Here is a 17,840-nt window from a genome sequence, read left to right as displayed (position 1 = left end):
TGCTGTTGGTGATGTTGGGCGTTGTTAGTCGGCCGGTGGCGTGTGGAATCGTTGGCAGAGCTGCTGGAATGGACTGGTCGGACGTGAGAGCCGGTCGGGGATGGTGCCGGGCGGGTAGCACTCGGCGAGCCGGATGATGTTGGTGCCGGCGGCGGTGAGAACGTGCTGGACGTGGGTCTTGGCCAGGCCGCGGTAGCGGCAGCGGCGCAGGCCATGGGCATGGACGGTCTCTGACACGGTGGCCTCACAGCCGGCGCGCTGTGCGTAGCGGGCCTGCCATTGGAGCGTCTGCTGCTCGGCTCTTGCGCGGGTTTGGATCTTCTGCAGGGGCTCGGGCAGCAGGGTGATGTGGCGTCCCTTGCCGTCGGCGTTGCCGGTGCAGGCCAGGCGGTCCTCGCAGACCCGGCAGGCCTTGCGGGGGAACAGCACCGACAGGTATGCGCGACCGTCGCCGGTGGCCGGTTTCCAGGGCGGGCTGGTCACTCCGCGTGGGCAGGTCAGGGTGTGCGCCTGCCAGTCGATGTGGAAGTCGGCCTTGGTGAAGCCCGGCCGCTGTGCGCCTCGCGGGTCGGCCCGGACGGGGCCGAGCAGCGTGATGCCCCATCGCGTGGCGGCGTGGTGCATGGCGTCGGGAGTGACATAGCCGCCGTCGACCAGGTGCTCGCAAGGCGCCAGGTCGCGGGCGGCCAGTCCCTGATGGATGGCCTCCAGGGCATCGATGTCCTGCTCGGGTGCCAGCCGGGTCACCACGTGCACGATGACATTCGGGCCCTCACCGTCGCAGGTCTCGCTCTGATGGTCGCGGTAGCCGATCCACTCGGCCTTGCCCGCAGATGTGGCCGTCGCTGCGCCCTTCCGGCAGTAGCGGGCCTGGGGATCGTGCGGGGTGAGGACCTCCAGCCCGGCCCACGGAACCCGGGCCGAGTCCGGGTCCGGCCGTCCGCGTACCGCTGCAGCCGCAGAGCGGCGGCGTGGGGTATCGCGACGGCTTTGCCGGTCCCGGGTGGTCTTGGGCCCGCGCCAGGCCAGGGAGCCGTCTTCTTCCCTCCAGTACTGCTGTACCCACATCTGGCGCAGTACCTGCACTTTGGGCAGCTCACGCAGCCGCCGCGGAGCGCCGGCGGCATACACCGCCTCCAGGATCTGCATCCCGTCGGCACCGACCCGCAGCACCCATGCGGCCAGTTCGTCCTTGCCGCGGGGCAGCCGTTCAAAGCGGATCGGGCGGTGGTAGCGCCGCGCCCATTCCGCCGTGACCAGTCCGGCCAGCCATTCCCCGCCGACGGCGGCCAGTTCCTCAAGCGCGGCGCGCAGCGTCTCACCGACCAGCTCGGCCCGGTTCAGCCGCCGCACCGCCGCCAGCACATGCGTGGAATCGGTCCGCACCCGCCGCGCCGCTTGACCAGTCCGGCTGCCACCAGCCGATCCACCATCACCGCCAGCAGCCCATCAGCCCGGTCCCCCCAGGCCATCCGGTCCCGGAACTCACACAGCACCGAATGATCGAACCCCGGATCGGTCAGCTCCAGCCCCAACGCGTACTTCCAGTCGATCCGGCACCGCACCGCCGGCGACAACCCCCGCCGCCCATCAGCCGGATACCAGCCGGCGAAGTCGTCATCGGTGCACAGACCCGCCAGCCGATCCCGGATCCACATCGCGGGTGTCCCACCCGGATTACTCGCCCACGCCGCCCGCACTGTATCCGCCGGGATCACCCGCCCGGCGGCACGCCCCATCGACACCCTGCCACCTCACTCACGGCGCGGACCGGAAGCGCGGCATACCCCACCAGAGAAACACCACTACCGCGAGATCGCCACAACCCGAAGATCACCAACAGCATCCTTCACGGGATGTGATTACGAAGAGTGAGTGGCGGTTCTATTGGAGCTCTGGTCGGAAGCGGTGTTCGAACGGGTCATTGGCTGCTGTTCTCCCGCCTGGCCGCCTCCAGGTTCCCGCGCACCACTCGGGTCGTTGGGTGCTCGGCGCCCAGTACCCGCTCGGTGTCGGTGAGGGTCTGCTCGTACAGCGGGATCGCCCGGCCCAGATCACCCACCGACTCATAGGCGTAGGCAAGGTTGTTGCGGGATCGCAGGGTGTCGGGGTGCTGCTCGCCCAGCACCCGCTGCCGGTCGGTGAGGGTCTGCTCGTACAGCGGGATCGCCCGGCCCAGATCACCCACCGACTCATAGGCGTAGGCAAGGTTGTTGCGGGATCGCAGGGTGTCGGGGTGCTGCTCGCCCAGCACCCGCTCGGTGTCGGTAAGGGTCTGCTCGAACAGCGCGATCGCCCGGCCCAGATCACCCACCGACTCATAGGCGCCAGCGAGGTTGTTGCGGGATCGCAGGGTGTCGGGGTGCTGCTCGCCCAGCACCCGCTGCCGGTCGGTGAGGGTCTGCTCGTACAGCGGGATCGCCCGGCCCAGATCACCCGCCGACTCATAGGCGTAGGCGAGGTTGTTGCGGGAGGTCAGGGTGTCGGGGTGCTGCTCGCCCAGCACCCGCTCGGTGTCGGTGAGGGTCTGCTCGAACAGCGGGATCGCCCGGCCCAGATCACCCGCCGACACATAGGCGTAGGCAAGGTTGTTGCGGGATCGCAGGGTGTCGGGGTGCTGCTCGCCCAGCACCCGCTGCCGGTCGGTGAGGGTCTGCTCGTACAGCGGGATCGCCCGGCCCAGATCACCCGCCGCCCGGTAGGCGTAGGCGAGGTTGTTGCGGGAGGTCAGGGTGTCGGGGTGCTGCTCGCCCAGCACCCGCTCGGTGTCGGTGAGGGTCTGCTCGAACAGCGGGATCGCCCGGCCCAGATCACCCACCGACTCATAGGCGTAGGCGAGGTTATTACGAGAGGTCAGAGTGTAGGGGTGCTGCTCGCCCAGCACCCGCTCGGTGTCGGTGAGGGTCTGCTCGAACAGCGGGATCGCCCGGCCCAGATCACCCACCGACTCATAGGCGCCGGCAAGGTTATTACGAGAGGTCAGAGTGTAGGGGTGCTGCTCGCCCAGCACCCGCTGCCGGCCCACGAGGGCGCGGTGAAAGTAGTAGATGGCGCGGGCCTCGGACCCCTGGTTGTGCAGGAAGGCGGCGGTGCGGTTCAGCAGGAGGCTGGTGGTGGCGGTGTCGGTGCCGGGGGGTGCGTGCTCGGCCAGGGCGTCGATGTGCGGCAGCAGCAGCCGCCAGGCCGGCCATCCCGCCGGATCCAGGGCGTCGGCGGGGCGGGCCTGGTCGAGCAGGGCGGTGGCGGTGGCGCGGGCGTGGTCGATGTCGGCGGCCTGCCGGTGCGGGTCGGCCGGGTCGGGGGTGCGGGCCAGGGCCTGCACCAGCCGGTGCACGGTGATCGTCTCACCATCCAGGGTGATCATGTTAAAGGCGGCCAGAGCGCCCAGCGCCCGCTGCAGGTCCGCAGGATCGGCCAGGGGCACGGCCGGTAACCGCCGTGACCGTCGTCGCGGCCACCGCAGCCCTCGCCCTCGCCACCCAGGCCTCCACACAGGCCTTTGCCTGGGTGCTGCCGGCGGGGCGGTGGCGGCGGGGATGGCCTCCAGCAGGGTGCGAGGGACGTCCTGGGGTGCGTACCAGGCCAGTATCCGCAAGATCGGTCCCGCCAGCGGGGCGTCCCGGGCGAGGGCGCCCAGGGTGATCTGCCAGATCCGCGCGATCGTCCGCCCGCTCTGCCCGCCCGCCGCGGCCTGGTCGTACACCCGGGCGGGTGAGGTGGCGAGCAGGTCCAGATACGCGCGCGCCGACATCTGGTTCTGGTGCAGGAACGCCGCCGCCTGCTCGACGGCCAGCGGCAGGCACCCCAACTCCCCCACCAGCTCCCTGGCACCCTCCAGCCCCGCCCTCACGCCGGTGTCCACGCCTGTGGCGATGCGGGTGAGCAGGTCCACCGCCTGGTCCTCGGTCAGCACCTCCAGCCGCACCACCTGGGCGCCGAAACGGTGCCAACCCTGGCCCAGGCGGCTGGTGACCAGGACCCGGCCGCCCGCGGCACGGTCCATCACCGCGGCGATGTCGGCGGGGTCGGTGACGTTGTCCAGCACCAGCAGCCATCCGCTGTGGCAGCCCAGCCACTCCAGCGCCCACCCGGCCATCTCCTCCAGCGCCAGCACAGTGCCCAGCGCCGGCTGCAGCGCGGTGGCCAGGGCGGCCAGACCCGCCTGTACCGCCTGGGGGGCGTCGGCGGTGATCCACCACACCGGGTTCCACCGGCCCCCGCGGCCGGCGGCGTAGCGAGCGGCCAGGGTGGATTTTCCGATCCCGCCCAGGCCGTGCACCGCGGCCACCACCACCCCGCCGGGAGCCAGCAACGCCGCCTCCAGCTCGTCCAGCTCGTCGCGGCGGCCGACGAACAGGTGCTGCGCGGGCACGTTCACCAGACCAGGCGGTGCCTGGACACGTGCCGCCGGGCCCAGCGAATCGGGCGGCAATACCGTCTGCGTGATCTTGGCGTTGTCACCGGTCGAGGCGATCCCCGAGATCCGCCCCGCGCCGATCGCCCGCCGCCCCGCCGCCGAAGGTGGCGGTGGCGGTGGCGGTTCCTCACTGCCCGGCATGGCCGCCATCATCGACCCGTCCGCCCCGCCGCCGCAGGCCATCGGTCATACCCGCCCGCATCCGGACACCCGCCCGCCCCACTATCGCTCACTCTTCGTGACCGATCCCGTGGAGTGAGACAGAGCCACTTGGAGCTGGCTGCTGTCGGCCTCGGGCGGGCTTTCCACAGCGAGGTGCCCCGGGCTCATCGGAGCACCTCCGAGACGCATCCGCAGCGCCCCGGCGGCACATGAGCGCCCGCCCCTGCTGACCGGGGTACTGCGGACGCACCAGGAGTAGCCGCCGACGGGCCCCGCCCGCGACTGCGCTCGCATCACAGATGCGCTGATCCCACGGGAAGGAGACGGCGATGGCGGAGCCGGACGGCGGGTCTTGGATCCTGGTGCTGTGCGGTGCGGCGGGTGCCGGGGTGGTGGCGGTGCTGGCCGTCGCGTTCTGGGCCAGCGGTCGGCGCGTGCGTCGTCGGGCGCTGCGCCAGGGGGTACCGCCGGAGCCGAAACCACCGGTGCGGGCGGGAGGTACCAGCGGGGGTGATCTGGCCGCGGCGGCGATCGCGACCGCGGTCAGCGCGGAGGGGATGTGGGAGACGTTCTCTGCGCTGGCGATGCCGGTTTGGCTGCGGGCGGGCACGTTCGCGTTCATCGAGCTGATGACGATCCAGTGTGTGCGCCGTGCCCGCCAGTCGATGCACGCCGGGTTCGGCCCCGGTGGGGACGGGGTCGCGATGTGGGTGCTGACCGCTGTGTCGGCGGTGTTGTCGGTCTCGCACGAAGTCACCTCCGCCCACCCCAACACCGCCGTCATCTTGGTGCGGTTGACGGCTCCGCCGGTGGCCGCCTGGGGCTGGGAACGCAACATGCGCTTGCAGCGGCGGCGCCGGTCTGGCCGGCGGATTCACTGGCGGGTCACGGCCGAACGAATCGCCGTCGGGCTGGGGCTGGCCTCAGGCGCCGGCAGCGCCGCCGGGCAGGATGAGGCGCACCGGCACCGGACCCGAGTGGTGCGTGCGGGGTTGCGGCTGCGCAACCTCCAGCAGACCGGCGCGTGGGGGTGGAGGGCCCGGCGGGCCCGGACCCGGCTGGAGAAGGCCGTGGCCCGCGCGACCGAACGCACCCCGCTGGCGCATGACCCCCGGATGCTGCGGCAGCTGATGGCCGAGCTCGGCGCGGTGTACCACGCCGCGGGCCTGGCCGAGCTGGCGATCAGCGCGCCGTGGTCGCCGGACCCTGTGCCCGCACCCGCGGGCCGGGCGGGCACTGGCGCGCACACCAAGGTGTGCACACCGCGCCCGCCTGCGAGGGTGCGGGCAGTGCCTGCAGCACCGCTCCGCTCTCCCCCGGGCGCCGACGGCGTCACGGCCGTGCGCTACCACCGCGCGCTCGTGCTCGGACACGGCGGCCGGTCTTCCGCCAGCACACCCCGCCCAGCCGGTGAGGTTCGTCGGCGACACCACCGGCCGCGGCCCGGCGCCACAACGGGCTCGGCTTCTGGCGCCAGCAATACCGGCGGTGTGACCGCCACCAGCCCGGCGGCCACCGCCGCCAGCACCGCCGGTGATGCTGCCAGCAACGGTCGGCAGAACCCGCCGGCTGGCGGCAATACCGTGGCCGCCGCCAGCTCCGGCGCCGACAACGGCAGCGATCCTGGCGGCCAAGGCCGCCACCGCCAGCACCGCCGTGCCAGCGCCGACACCGGCTCACCTCAGCGTCGCCACAGGCCCCGGGCCGGTAGTCCGGCAGGGAGAACAAGGCCACGCCGGCCGATCGAAGAGTGGGTCGAACTGGCGGGTCCGGTGTTTGAGGCCGAGATGGCGCGTCTGCGGCGCCAGCCGACGGGCGCTGAGTTCGCGGGCGCGATCGCCGCCGCCGGTCTGGGCGAGGTGTCGGCGTCCACCGCCAAGACCATCCGCGCCAGGATCCGCGCCACCGCCGAGCTGACGCGCTAACCCCAGGCCGCCGGTGCCGGCGTCAACAGCATGCCGTGATGCGAAGCGACCAGCCGATGCCCCGCAGCGGCCACGGCGCCGCAGGGAGGGCACCGATGGAGTCGTCTGAAGAGCGTGAGCCGCCCGCTGTAGATCTGGTTAAGCACGCGACCGAGTTGCTGCGATGCAGCGACGATGAAATCCAGATCGCTGAGCCTGAAGACCTCGACGTGCTGGAGGGCCGGGTGGTCGATGCGCCCCTCGGGCCGGTGGCCGCGGTCCGTGGGATGCTCGCCGAGGCCGCCGGGCACCGCTACACCCAGACTGCCGTCCGCCAGGTCCTCTATGTGGCGGGCGGCGTTCTGGTGTTGATCAGGCGGGTGTGGGACAGCCGCACCACCGCCCGGTATGAGCGGATGCTGCGCGCCGCCGAGGCGGGCGGTGACCAACAGGCCACGCTGGAATGGGAGGCACGCGCCGCGGCGTTTCGCCGGGATCGTCATGATCGGCGGATGGATCTGCTGAATGTACCGCTGCAGATCGTCTCAGCGCTGCCGAAGCTGGCGGCCGGTGCGGCCGTGCTGCTGATCGGGCCGGGGATCTTGGTGGCGGTCGCCAACGACGATCCTCGCCAGATCACCGCTCCGGTGCAGGGCCTGGCCCACCTGGTCCAGTTCCTCATCGTGGTCGCCGGTGCGATCTGGGTGCCGGTCCTGCTGGCCACACCGTGCGCCATGGCGGCGGCGCTGTGGTCGCTGGGCCGCACGCGGGCTCACACGCCTGGTTGGCTGGTCAGCGCCGCCGACGCCGATGTGGATCTGACGATCGATGAGACCACAATCGCACGGGCGCTGGAGGCGTTGCGGATACCGCAGATCACCGCCCACTTCAAGCAGGGCCTGCCGTTGCAGTACCTCACTCCGGCACGGCGGGACGGCCGCGGCACTCACGCGATCGTGCGGCTGCCGCCCGGCGTGACCGCCGAGCGCATCGCGCGGCGTCGTGCCGACCTGGCCACCGGCCTGCACCGGCTGGCCAAGGAGGTGTGGCCGACCACCGGCAGCGAGGCCGGGATCGTGGATCTGTGGATCGCCGACAAAGGCGTGCTGACCGAGGGCGCCGGCCCCTATCCCCCGCTGGAGGAGGGGGCCACCGACCTGTTCAAGGGCGTCCCGTTCGGCCGGACCCTGCGCGGTGACCCGATCACGGCGCCCATCATGGACAGCAACACCATCACCGGAGGCATGCCCGGTCAGGGCAAGTCCAGCGCCACTCGCGCGATCATGGCCGGCGTCGCGCTGGACCCGGCCGCCGAACTACGCATCTGGGTGCCCGATACCAACTACGACTTCGATGCCTTCCAACCCCGCTGCTCACGCTTCGTGCGAGGTGACGACGCCGCCCACATCGCCCAGATCCGCGATGATTTGCTCGAACTCAGCGAAGACGTGCAGCGGCGCGGTGACCTGCTGGTGCAGTACGAGGTCACCGCGGTCACCCGGGCGCTGGCCGACGCCGGTATCGGGCTACATCCGCTGGTGTGCCTGCTGGAGGAGGCGCACGTCGCTTTCCAGCATCCCCGCTACGGCGAGGAGATCTCGGGGCTGTACATCGACATCGTCAAGCTCGGCCGCAAGCGCGGCATTCATATGATCACCTCCACCCAGGCCCCCACCAAGGACTCGATGCCGCGCGCCATCACCCGCAACTGCTCGGTCGGCATCGCGTTCGCAGTCGGCGACCACTACGCCAACGACGCGCTGCTCGGGCAGGGCGCCTACGCCAGCGGGCACCGCGCTACCGAGCTGATCCCCGGCATCGACCGCGGTACCGCGGTCGTCAAAGGCTTCACCGGGCAGCGTTCGCAGATCGTGCAGGTGTACTTCCTCAGCGCCGACAAGAGCAACGACCAGGTCACCCCCATCATCGAGCGGTCCCTGGCCGAGATCGAGCGCGGTGGCCGCGCGGTGCCGGGCACCGACCGGTTCCGGCCCGGCCGGCACGCCCAGGACCTGCTGGCCGATCTCGACCGAGTCCTGGGCGCCGAACGCATCCGGCTCGCCGACGTCACCGTGCTGCTGCGCGAGCTGGCGCCCGCGTACGGCCCCTACCTCACCCTGACCGGCGTGCAGTTGCGTGACTGGCTGACCCAGCTGGGGGTCCGGGTCACCAACACCGGCAACGTCCTTCGGCTGGACCCGGCCGAAGTCCGTCACGCCCTCGCCAAGCGCGACATCCCCGCACCCGGCCACGACCAGTGAGTGAGTGAGTGAGGCCCCATCTCCCTCGAATCGGGCCTGGCAGGGCCCTGAACGGGGTCTGCGCCCCACTGGCCTAACTCACTCACTCACCTAACTTCCGCAGGTCAGCGGCCGGTTAGCAGCGCCTATGGCGCAAGTTAATGAATTAACTCAGTTAGCTGCCACCAGCTAACTGCAGTTATCGGAAAGGATCACCCCGTGCCGCCGCATAAGCCCGTGCAGAACAAGCCCGATCCCGCTCCCAGGGCCACCCCCAAGAACAAGGTGACGCCTGGCAGGAATGCTCCGGCGGCCAAGCGGAGGCTGGCGGGCGCGGGGTCGGTCAAGGCCCACGACCGTCACACCAGACACGGAACCGTCCACGTCCGCTCTCACGACCGCAGGGGTACCGGCGGTGGCTCGGCTGCACACCCTCACGGCACACGCCACCGGCATCGCCCGAACAGTGCCCAGTGGAGGAGGGCCGGTACCGCATGGGTCGGCGCCGGTGCCAGCGGGATCCTGGCCATCGGGCTGGTGCTGCAGCTCAGCTTCACTCTCGTCGCCGCCCTCGCCCTCCTCGCGGCAATCCTGATCAAGGTTGTGGTCTACCTGCTGACCAGCGAGGACCTCGGCCTGCCCCGCCAGAGCCGGTCCAGGCGCCGTCGACGCACCCGGCGCAACTCCGTCCGCCGCGGCACTTCCCGCAACCGCCGCCGCAGGTGAACACGCCGCCTGCGCGCCATCTCGTGTCCTGCCCTGATAGCCCGCTGGCGTCGACCATGCAGAACTCTCACATGCTTCATCAACCGGAGCCTTCACCCGATCAGCATCCTGCCGCAGGGAGTCGATGTGAGCGCATTGTCCGCGCAGGTGGTGGCATGGAACGACGAGGGCATCCCCCCTCAGATCAAGATCATGGAACGGGGTCGGCGCGTACGAAGCCCTCAGGTGGTCGGTCAGGCGTTCCTGACCGACCACCACGACGGATACGTCGATGAGTACGCCGTCGTCCTCAGGGGGCGGCAGATCGGCACCGTCGAGATCGGCAACCACTCCTCCCACGGAGGTATCTGGCCCGACTACCCCCAGATCACCGAGGAACGGCTCGCGTGCGAGGTCGCGCACGGCGCCGCCAGACGAGTGCGGGCGGACTGAGGGCGTGGACGCCTCCAACCCAGTCGGCCGCACGGCCGACACCGCGGCGGCACCCCCGCCGCCCCGCGCCCCATCGCTTGCCGTGGACGCACGGGAATGGCAATTCCCAGAACACGATCATGACGGCGCCGAACTGATCCTCACCGCCGCGGCCGCTCCCCCGCCCGCGCACAACCCGTACCTGGTGTACCTGGCCACCGTCGCCGGCGGCGAGAGCCGCCGCGCCATGGCCGGATGCCTGGACCGCATCGCCGGGCTGTGGGCCGTCCGCCTCGACCTCGAACCACCCGCCCCCGCCGGACAGCACTTCGCCTGGAGCGCCCTGCGCTACCAGCACACCGCCGTCATCCGCACCCTGCTCCACACCCAGACCAGACCTGGCGGGGCGCCTTGGGCGCCGTCCTACCGCAACAAGCACCTCACCGCCCTGCGGATGACGCTCAAGCAGGCGTTCCTGCTCGGCCAGATGACCGCCGAGGACTACCTGCGCGCCCGCGAGGTCAAAGCCGTCAAGGGCGTCCGCGTCACCACCGGCCGGCTCCTCGCCGCCCACGAACAGCAGCGGCTCGTCGACACCGCCCTGGGCGAGGGGACGCTGCTGGGCCTGCGTGACGCCGCGCTGTTGGAGACCCTGGATGCCACCGGCTGCCGCCGCCAGGAACTCGCTCTCGCCGTCCGCGACGACTACTCCCCCGGCACCCGCACCCTCCTGGTCACCGGCAAGGGCGACAAGCAACGCGAGGTCTACCTCACCCAGACCGCCGCCGCGCAGCTCGGCGCCTGGCTGACGGCGGCCCGCCCCGCTGGGCCGCTGTTCCCGGCCTTCGACCGCTGGGGCAACATCACCGCGCAGCCGATGACCTCCAACGGAATCGGCCGGATCGTCACCCGCCGCGCGGTGCAGGCCGGTGTGCCCGACCTCAGCGCCCACGACTTCCGCCGCACCTTCATCAGCCGCCTGCTGGACCTCGGTGTCGACCTGGCGACCGTGCAGCAGCTGGTGGGACACGCCTCGGCCACCACCACCGCCGCCTACGACCGCCGCCCCGCCGCCACCCGCCGCGCCGCAGTCGACCGCACCAACCGAACCTGACAACACAGGAACAGCGCAGCGCAGGGACGTCCGGTCACCCTGGCAGTCACAGCACTCCAGGACACCTAATGACGCCGAAGAGCGCCGCAGCGAGCTGTGGATCAGACAGGGCGCAGCGACGACTGGGAGAGCGAGCCCCGGTCTGTGAGGACGCTGTGGTAGCCGAACCTGCAAGAGGTGCACAGAATCAGCTTGTGATCTTGTGGAGAAGGGTGAGAACGCCCACCCCGACGAGGATCGGAGGGGCCAAAACAGGATGTATGGCTGCGACTCCTCCAGCGGTAACTGCGACGGCCGTAAGCAGCAGTGCTCGTAACGTAAGTAGCGGCTCAGAGTTTGGTGATCTCTCCTGACGGGGTTTAGCGCTTGGCAAGCGACGGCGTAGCCTCATTGCAGGTGCTCCTGTTCTCATCCATGGCTGGTTGGGACTCGGACTCCTACTGGCGGCTCTCCTGTTCCCGCAGGAGAGCCGCCGCCTTGTTCTCAGGGGCAGCCGGAGCGGTGGCGGTCTCCGCCCATCAAGGCCCCTTCCCTCATCGTGGAAGACTTTGGACCCAAGTCCAGGGCAATACCGGCCAGTCCGGAGGCGTCTCTCTGGCCGACGGCCCTGAACTTCCATTCGCCACTGTGGCGGTAGAGCTCGCCGAACACCATGGCCGTCTCGGTGGAGGCGTCCTCGGTGAGGTCGAAGCGGGCGAGCTCGTTGCCGTCGGCGCGGTTGACGATGCGGATGAACGCGTTGCGGACCTGGCCGAAGTTCTGGTGCCGGTTGTCGGCGTCATAGATCGACACCGGGAACACGATCCGCTCGCACTCGGCCGGGACGCCGGTGAGGTCCACGTTGATCGACTCGTCGTCGCCCTCGCCCGCGCCGGTGGTGTTGTCGCCGGTGTGCTCGACCCCGCCGTCCGGCGTGCGCAGATTGTTGAAGAACACGAAATGCTGGTCGGTGAGGATCTTCCCGGAGGCGTCCAGCACCAGCGCGGAGGCGTCCAGGTCGAAGTCCGTCCCCGTCGTGGTCCGCACGTCCCAGCCAAGCCCGACGGTGACCGCGGTCAGCCCCGGTGCCTGCTTGGTGAGCGAGACATTGCCGCCCTTGCTGAGACTGACACCCACAGTACGCCTCCAAGATCGCATGCCGTATCCGACGCCGACATATCAGGAGGCTATCCGTTCCATGGCTGCGACCCGTTAGGCACCGAAGTCCACTACGACGCAAACACCCCAGTTCTCAGGCGCACGCCAACCGACCGGATTCCCATTCGCCAATAATTCGGTTGTGGTGGCCTGGCGCTAGGCTCTCGTGGCGGAACCCTTTGACGGTGGTCGCCGCATCCGGACCGTCGCCTCGGTTGAGCACCAGCGACGACACAAACGCTGCGATGATCAGGGCGCCGCCGTGCTCTAGGTAGATGTACTCGTGCAGGGTGCCCTTACGGACCAGGAACACCGGTGCCGCCGCAACAGCGCTCGGGACGTAAGCCGGGCGCAGTGGCTGGCCTTCCTGGCCGACACTAGGTGTTTGCGCGTGGCGGAGTGGCCTTGCGAGTTGACTGCGCTGGACCGGTTGGCTTCTCTCGTCCGGCGGCCTACGCACGTGGGCGCCCACCGGCCCAGCCGGACCCGCCGCCCCCTTTGCCGGTCCGGGCGACGAACCCCCTGTACAAGTTCGTCGCGCACAATCGCCTGGGCCTTCGAATCGCGGCCGCGATCAGGGAACGGCTGGCACAGTTGCCCGACGATGCCGATCAAATCGCCCGCCGCCTGCGAGAACACAGCTTGCACCGGCCGGTTGAACAGCGCTGAGCGGTGCCAGCTGGCCCGCTATCTCAGCGACGGCCTGGTGGCTGGCGTGTTTGTCCGCGTCAACGGAGAGGACAAGCGCGTCAGCGTGCACCGCGGCGGCCTGGCCGGGCCGCTGCCGTAGGCCGAGCCACTGCCGCCCGCCGTCATCACCTTCATCCGCAGCTTCGACGAGGGCCGGTATTCCAGCCTGATGGGCCTGTGCAGCTAACCGGCCCGACTCCGGCGGCAAGCAAGGTCGCACAGCTGCACCCGGGTCTCAAGGGCTCTCTACACCTTCTGGAGGACAAGCATGGCCGGCTCCGCCTGCCTGCAGGCTGTATCCCTCATCGGCGTCGACACCTTCACCGTGCAGGTCCAGGCATGCCTGACCCCCGGCGTGCCAGGACTGCAGGTGCACGGCCTGCCCGCCGACGCCGCGGCCGGTGTCGAGGAACGGGTCCGCGATGCCATCGCCAGTAGCGGGCTGGACTGGCCGCAGCGGCACGTCACGGTGTCGTTGCTGCCGGCCGCCGTGGCCAAGCCGGGTACCGGGCTGGACCTGCCGGTCGCGGTCGCGGTCCTGACCGCCAACGGCGTCCTGCCCAGGCAGGCATGCGCGGACATGCTGCTGTTCGGTGAACTCGGCGCAGGTGGCGCGATCTGCGCGGTACCCGGGGCGGTGGCCGCGGCCCGGCACGCTGCCGCCACCGGGATCGGCACGATCGTGGTGCCGGCGGCCAACGCCGCCGAGGCCCGGCTGGTGGCCGGTGTGCGGGTGGTGACCGCGCGGACGTTGCGCGGGCTGGTCGCGCTGCTGCGCGGTGACCCTCCCGGTGGCGGACCCGACGCCCCGCCCGCCCCGCCGGTCCTGCCGCCGCCCGGCGGCCCCGGCGGGCTGACCGGTGCCCGCCAGGCCGACCTCGCCGACACCCAACTCCCCGACTCCGCCGTGCTGGCGCTGGCCGCCAGCGCCGCCGGCGGCCACCACCTGATGGTGTACGGCGCCCCCGGCAGCGGCGCCCGCATCCTGGCCGACCGGCTCGCCGATGTGCTGCCGCCACTGGATCCCCAGGCCGAGCTGGAGGTGGCGGTGATCCGCTCGGTGGCCGGCCTGCGCGGCCCCGGCCGAACCGCTGCCATTCGGCCTCCGGTCGCCTACCTGACCCCCGGCACGGGGCCGGCGGGGCTGCGTGGGCACCAGCCCGGCCCCGATGATCTGCACCGGCCGGGGGTGGTGTCGCTGGCCCACCACGGGGTGCTGCGCGCCGACGATCTGCAGCGGCTGCCGGCCGCGGTACTGGCGGCCTTGCCCGGCGTCCTGGTTCAGGGCGCGGTCGACACGCTGGGCCCGCATGGGCACTGCCGGTTCCCCGCCCGGTTCGTGCTGGCGGCAACCCTCACCCCGTGTCCCTGCCGAGCCGATCGGCCCGCGCACTGCCGCTGCACCCCCGGGCAGCTGCGCGGCCATCACGCGCGCATCCCCGGCCGCCTGCTTGCACGCCTGGACCTGCACGTGCACCTTTCCGCCCTGCCTGCCGCCAGGTCTGCGGACACCCTCTCACCACCGTCGGCAGGCGACCAGAACCCCACCCCGGCCAGCACGGCACACCCCGGAGCGGGCGCCACCAGTACGGCACCGGCCAGCACGGCACCGGCCACCGCGGCGCTGGCCGACCAGGTTGGTGAAGCCCGCGACCGCGCCCGTAAACGGCTGGACGAGACCGGATGGTCGTGCAATGCCCAGGTCTCGCGGCGTGCGCTGCACGCCGACTTTCGCCCCAGCGAGTACGGCGCCCGCTGCCTGCGGCGCGCGCAGGAGCGCGGTGAGCTCAGCAGCACCGGCGCCGCCCAGGTGCTGCGGCTGGCATGGACCTTGGCGGACCTGGACCACCAGGCACGCCCCGGCGCCGATCACATCCTGCGGGCACTGCAATACCGCCGGCCCTTCGACATCGCCGCCTGGGCCGCCGCACGATCACCGCGCGGCGCCAGTGCGGCATCGGCACATCCTGCCTTGTGACCCGCCAGCGGCAGCGCGCCGAAACAGCGTGAGCGGGCACGACCGGCCCGCGGAAAAACCGGTCACCGCATCCGCCACGCCCCGCACCCCGATCCCACCCCAGGGGACGGGGCGAGCTTCGCTCGGCGGTCCCGGCACGCGGCCGCCCGGCCGCCGCCCGGACCGCCATGGGCCGGCCTTCCCGGCATTCACCATCCGCTGCACCAGGCAACCCATGTCCGTGCCGAATCCGGCCGATCGACAGGAGAACCCATGTCCCGTGAGACGTCCGCCTGGCTCAACACCAACACACTGATCGGCTTCACCGACGAACGCGGAACCGCCTGGCACTACCGCGCCGACGACCAGGGCACCGAGCCCAACCACTACCCAGGCCCGATCCCGATCGAAGACGTGCAACGGCGCCTGTTCGGCTGGGAGGCCGTCGAGAGCATCAAGATCGCGGTCACCTACCGCACCCCCGGCGGCATGCTGCGGACCAAGGTCGACCACGACCGCAAGGCCATCATCCGCGCCGACAGCACCAGCCCCGGCACCGACAGCATCTTCGAGTACTTCAAGCACGGATACCAGATCCACCAGTACCGCCAGTGGCTGCTGAAGAACTTCGGGCTACTGCTGGACAGCGACCTGCGGATCGGCTCGGCGGGACTGCTGGACGGCGGCGCACGCGCCTGGGTCCAGGTGGAGATGCCCGGCAGCTGCGACACCCCCGAGGGCGTGAGGTTCCGGCCGTTCCTGTCCGGCGCCACCAGCCTGGACGGGACGCTGTCGACGACCTACGTCCGCGGCGCCCAGCTGGTGGTGTGCGACAACACCCTGTCGGCGGCACTGACCGAGCCCGGCACCGGCCGCATCAAGATCAGGCATTCGCGGAACTCGCTCGGCAGCATCACCCAGGTCCGGCAGGCGCTTGACATCGTCCACCAGGTCGAGCAGGACTTCGCCCGCCAGATCACCGCCCTGTGCCAGATCCCGGTCAGCGACCGCCAGTGGGACCGGTTCCTGGCCGTCGAAGCCGCCCCCGGCCGCGACACCAAGCACAGCCGCGCCCGGGCCGACCGCAAGCGCGCCGACCTGGAGGGCCTGTGGAGGCACGACGAGCGGGTCGCGCCCTGGGCCGGCACCGCCTACGGCGTGGTCGCGGCGATCAACACCTACACCCACCATCTAAAAACCGTCCGGGGCTCCAGCCGCGCCGACCGCAACGCCGAACGCGCCATCACCGGCGGCGTGGACAAGCTGGATTCCAAGACCGTCCAGGTGCTCAACCAGATCCTCGACAACGCCCTGGCCCACGCCACCTGACCGGCCCGGCCCCCGTTCCGCCTTCGCGCCGGCGGCCACCGGAGGTGGCCGGTCATCCCGGCCGCGGCCAAGGCGCGCCGCCACCCTCCGCTACCCGCACCGGCATGCGCATGCCGGGCACGGGAACCTGCTCTGGTCCCGCCTGGCCGAAGCGCCCGCCAGGCACCCGCACAACCCTCTCCCCGGCAGGGGCGCAATGCCCTTCGGCCCTCACCGCCTTCCACCCTGGCACGCCGGGCACAGCCTGCCGCGTGCACCACGCGAGGCCGATACAGATGTTCACCAGATCCGCCGCCCCGATCTTCCAGCCGACCGACACCCAGGTGATCGACTGGACCGACCAGTACTACCGCTCCCTGCGCCCCCCCGGCCCAGGGCGGCGCCTACTGCGCCGTGGCGACCGGCACCGACCTGGAAGTGGTCGTCGTGAACGCCGCCGACCAGGTCGCTGAACAGCACGTCCCTGGGCGAGGGGACGCCGGGCATCTGATCACCGGCGTGAATGTGTGGCCGCTGGCCGATCCCGACTACGACGAGGTGCTCATCACCGTCACCCTCGCACAGGCGCCGTGGACGCGACTGGCCTCCGAACCCATCGACATCACCACCTTCATCGCCCCGGCCAACGGCGCTGCGCCCGGCGGCCGGGAGGTCATCTCGCACGCCCTGACCGAAGTGCTCACCACCGCCCGGCACCTGCTCGCCGACCACCAGAACCTGCGCCAGCCAGCCGGGGCCGCCGCCAGGGCCTGGCAGCGCCTGCGGCGACCGCTGCGCAGGGTTTGACCGCCGCAACAGCGGCACACCCCGCTGCCCGGCCCACAGACCGCGCCGCGGGCGCGAGCGGATCCGCACCTTCACCCAGGCGCACTCGTGCGTGCGTTCTCGCCACTGACAGCACCGCGGGAGACCCCTGTGGCCGCATTGACCAGACGCCAGGCGACACGGCATCTGCAGGCGTGCGAACTGGTCGCGCTGGAACGAGACCTGACCGATGAGGAGAAGTGGTTCGTCCTGGAGCGCTGGCAGGAATCGGCCACGGCGGCCAGCCCCGTGGACGGCGCCTTCTTCACACCGCTGGGCCTGGCACGGGATCTGTCGCTGCACGTGCACGGGGAGCGGATCATCGATCTCGGCGCCGGCATCGGACGGCTGTGCTGGCAGTGCCGGGACGTGACCCCAAACTCCAACGGCGATTCCGCACGCCAGTTGGTGTGCATTGAACGCAACCCCGCCTATGCCGCCGTCGGCCGCAAGATCCTGCCGCAGGCCCGGTGGATCGTCGCCGACATCTTCGAGGTGCCCGCCCTGGGTCTGGGCCGGTTCGACTGCGCGATCGCCAATCCGCCGTTCGGGCGGCTGCCCCGTTCGGGCCGCAGAGGACCCCGGTATCGGGGCAGCCGGCTGGAACTGCACGTCATCGACATCGCCGCCGACCTCGCCCGCCAAGGCGTGTTCCTGGTCCCGCAGGACTCGGCGCCCTTCAGCTACAGCGGCAAGCAGCGCTACCTGGACGAACCCGGGCCGCACTATCGGCGGTTCACCACCGAAACCGGGATTCGGCTGGAGCCCAGCATCGGGATCGACACCTCCGGCTACGACAGGCAGTGGCACAGCACCCCGCCCCCGACCGAGGTGGTGATCGCTGACTTCACCGAACGCGCCGGCCCGGGACACCTTTCCCGGCCGGGGTCACCGGCACACCACCGCCCGAGCCGGGTGCAGCGGGCGCCGACGGGCCGAGCGTGAGGCC

At 71.0% G+C, this 17,840-nt stretch carries 16 protein-coding genes; 11 read left to right on the top strand and 5 right to left on the bottom strand.

What is annotated here, in order from left to right; translation table 11 throughout:
- Window positions 1–24: 24 nt before the first annotated feature.
- The 3 genes from AGRA3207_RS37900 to AGRA3207_RS40025 form a co-directional block, all read right to left on the bottom strand.
- Window positions 25–1,386 carry a transposase gene (locus tag AGRA3207_RS37900; RefSeq protein ID WP_231332186.1) on the bottom strand — a complete coding sequence of 454 codons (1,362 nt, stop codon included), beginning with the start codon at window positions 1,384–1,386 and terminating at the stop codon, window positions 25–27.
- Window positions 1,341–1,658, bottom strand: coding sequence for a transposase (locus tag AGRA3207_RS37895; protein WP_231332185.1), 318 nt, complete (start codon window positions 1,656–1,658; stop codon window positions 1,341–1,343). Before AGRA3207_RS37895 ends, AGRA3207_RS37900 begins: the two co-directional genes overlap by 46 nt.
- Window positions 1,659–1,921: 263 nt before the next feature.
- Window positions 1,922–4,378: a tetratricopeptide repeat protein gene (locus AGRA3207_RS40025; protein ID WP_273699974.1), complete on the bottom strand. Its 2,457-nt coding sequence runs from the start codon at window positions 4,376–4,378 to the stop codon at window positions 1,922–1,924.
- 64 nt (window positions 4,379–4,442) lie between these two features.
- On the opposite strand from AGRA3207_RS40025, the gene AGRA3207_RS37880 reads away from it, so the two are divergent.
- From AGRA3207_RS37880 to AGRA3207_RS37855, 6 genes are all read left to right on the top strand, one after another.
- Window positions 4,443–4,676: a hypothetical protein gene (locus AGRA3207_RS37880; RefSeq protein WP_231336542.1), complete on the top strand. Its 234-nt coding sequence runs from the start codon at window positions 4,443–4,445 to the stop codon at window positions 4,674–4,676.
- 232 nt (window positions 4,677–4,908) lie between these two features.
- Window positions 4,909–6,504, top strand: a complete 1,596-nt coding sequence (locus tag AGRA3207_RS37875; protein WP_231332184.1) for a hypothetical protein — start codon at window positions 4,909–4,911, stop codon at window positions 6,502–6,504.
- Window positions 6,505–6,599: 95 nt separating this feature from the next.
- Complete coding sequence (locus AGRA3207_RS37870) at window positions 6,600–8,744, top strand: ATP-binding protein (protein WP_231332183.1); 2,145 nt, start codon at window positions 6,600–6,602, stop codon at window positions 8,742–8,744.
- Window positions 8,745–9,260: 516 nt separating this feature from the next.
- A complete protein-coding gene (locus AGRA3207_RS37865; protein ID WP_231332182.1) occupies window positions 9,261–9,449 on the top strand; it encodes a hypothetical protein in 189 nt (62 codons plus the stop codon).
- A gap of 126 nt (window positions 9,450–9,575) precedes the next feature.
- Entirely contained in the window at window positions 9,576–9,881 is a 306-nt protein-coding gene (locus AGRA3207_RS37860; RefSeq protein ID WP_231332181.1) for a hypothetical protein, read from the top strand.
- Between the two features lie 82 nt (window positions 9,882–9,963).
- Window positions 9,964–10,974 carry a tyrosine-type recombinase/integrase gene (locus tag AGRA3207_RS37855; protein WP_231332180.1) on the top strand — a complete coding sequence of 337 codons (1,011 nt, stop codon included), beginning with the start codon at window positions 9,964–9,966 and terminating at the stop codon, window positions 10,972–10,974.
- Between the two features lie 483 nt (window positions 10,975–11,457).
- Here AGRA3207_RS37855 and AGRA3207_RS37850 read toward each other — a convergent pair whose 3' ends face one another.
- Both AGRA3207_RS37850 and AGRA3207_RS37845 read right to left on the bottom strand, forming a co-directional pair.
- On the bottom strand, window positions 11,458–12,090 hold the full coding sequence (locus tag AGRA3207_RS37850; RefSeq protein WP_231332179.1) for a TerD family protein: 633 nt from the start codon (window positions 12,088–12,090) through the stop codon (window positions 11,458–11,460).
- A 115-nt stretch (window positions 12,091–12,205) separates the two neighbouring features.
- The gene (locus AGRA3207_RS37845) at window positions 12,206–12,424 is read right to left on the bottom strand and encodes a hypothetical protein (protein WP_231332178.1); all 219 of its coding nucleotides are present in this window, start codon (window positions 12,422–12,424) and stop codon (window positions 12,206–12,208) included.
- A gap of 291 nt (window positions 12,425–12,715) precedes the next feature.
- On the opposite strand from AGRA3207_RS37845, the gene AGRA3207_RS37840 reads away from it, so the two are divergent.
- The 5 genes from AGRA3207_RS37840 to AGRA3207_RS37820 all read left to right on the top strand — a co-directional run bounded on the left by AGRA3207_RS37840 (window position 12,716) and on the right by AGRA3207_RS37820 (window position 17,836).
- On the top strand, window positions 12,716–12,901 hold the full coding sequence (locus AGRA3207_RS37840) for a hypothetical protein (RefSeq protein ID WP_231332177.1): 186 nt from the start codon (window positions 12,716–12,718) through the stop codon (window positions 12,899–12,901).
- A 168-nt stretch (window positions 12,902–13,069) separates the two neighbouring features.
- Window positions 13,070–14,779: an ATP-binding protein gene (locus AGRA3207_RS37835; protein ID WP_231332176.1), complete on the top strand. Its 1,710-nt coding sequence runs from the start codon at window positions 13,070–13,072 to the stop codon at window positions 14,777–14,779.
- Window positions 14,780–15,031: 252 nt separating this feature from the next.
- Window positions 15,032–16,087 (top strand): DUF932 domain-containing protein, encoded by a 1,056-nt coding sequence (locus tag AGRA3207_RS37830; protein WP_231332175.1) that lies wholly within the window; start codon window positions 15,032–15,034, stop codon window positions 16,085–16,087.
- 393 nt (window positions 16,088–16,480) lie between these two features.
- Entirely contained in the window at window positions 16,481–16,873 is a 393-nt protein-coding gene (locus AGRA3207_RS37825) for a hypothetical protein (RefSeq protein WP_231332174.1), read from the top strand.
- 129 nt (window positions 16,874–17,002) lie between these two features.
- Complete coding sequence (locus AGRA3207_RS37820) at window positions 17,003–17,836, top strand: class I SAM-dependent methyltransferase (protein ID WP_231332173.1); 834 nt, start codon at window positions 17,003–17,005, stop codon at window positions 17,834–17,836.
- The last annotated feature ends 4 nt before the right edge of the window (window positions 17,837–17,840 follow it).

Source organism: Actinomadura graeca, from assembly GCF_019175365.1.
Classification (GTDB): Bacteria; Actinomycetota; Actinomycetes; order Streptosporangiales; family Streptosporangiaceae; genus Spirillospora; species Spirillospora graeca.
This window is presented reverse-complemented; position numbering and strand designations above follow the sequence as displayed.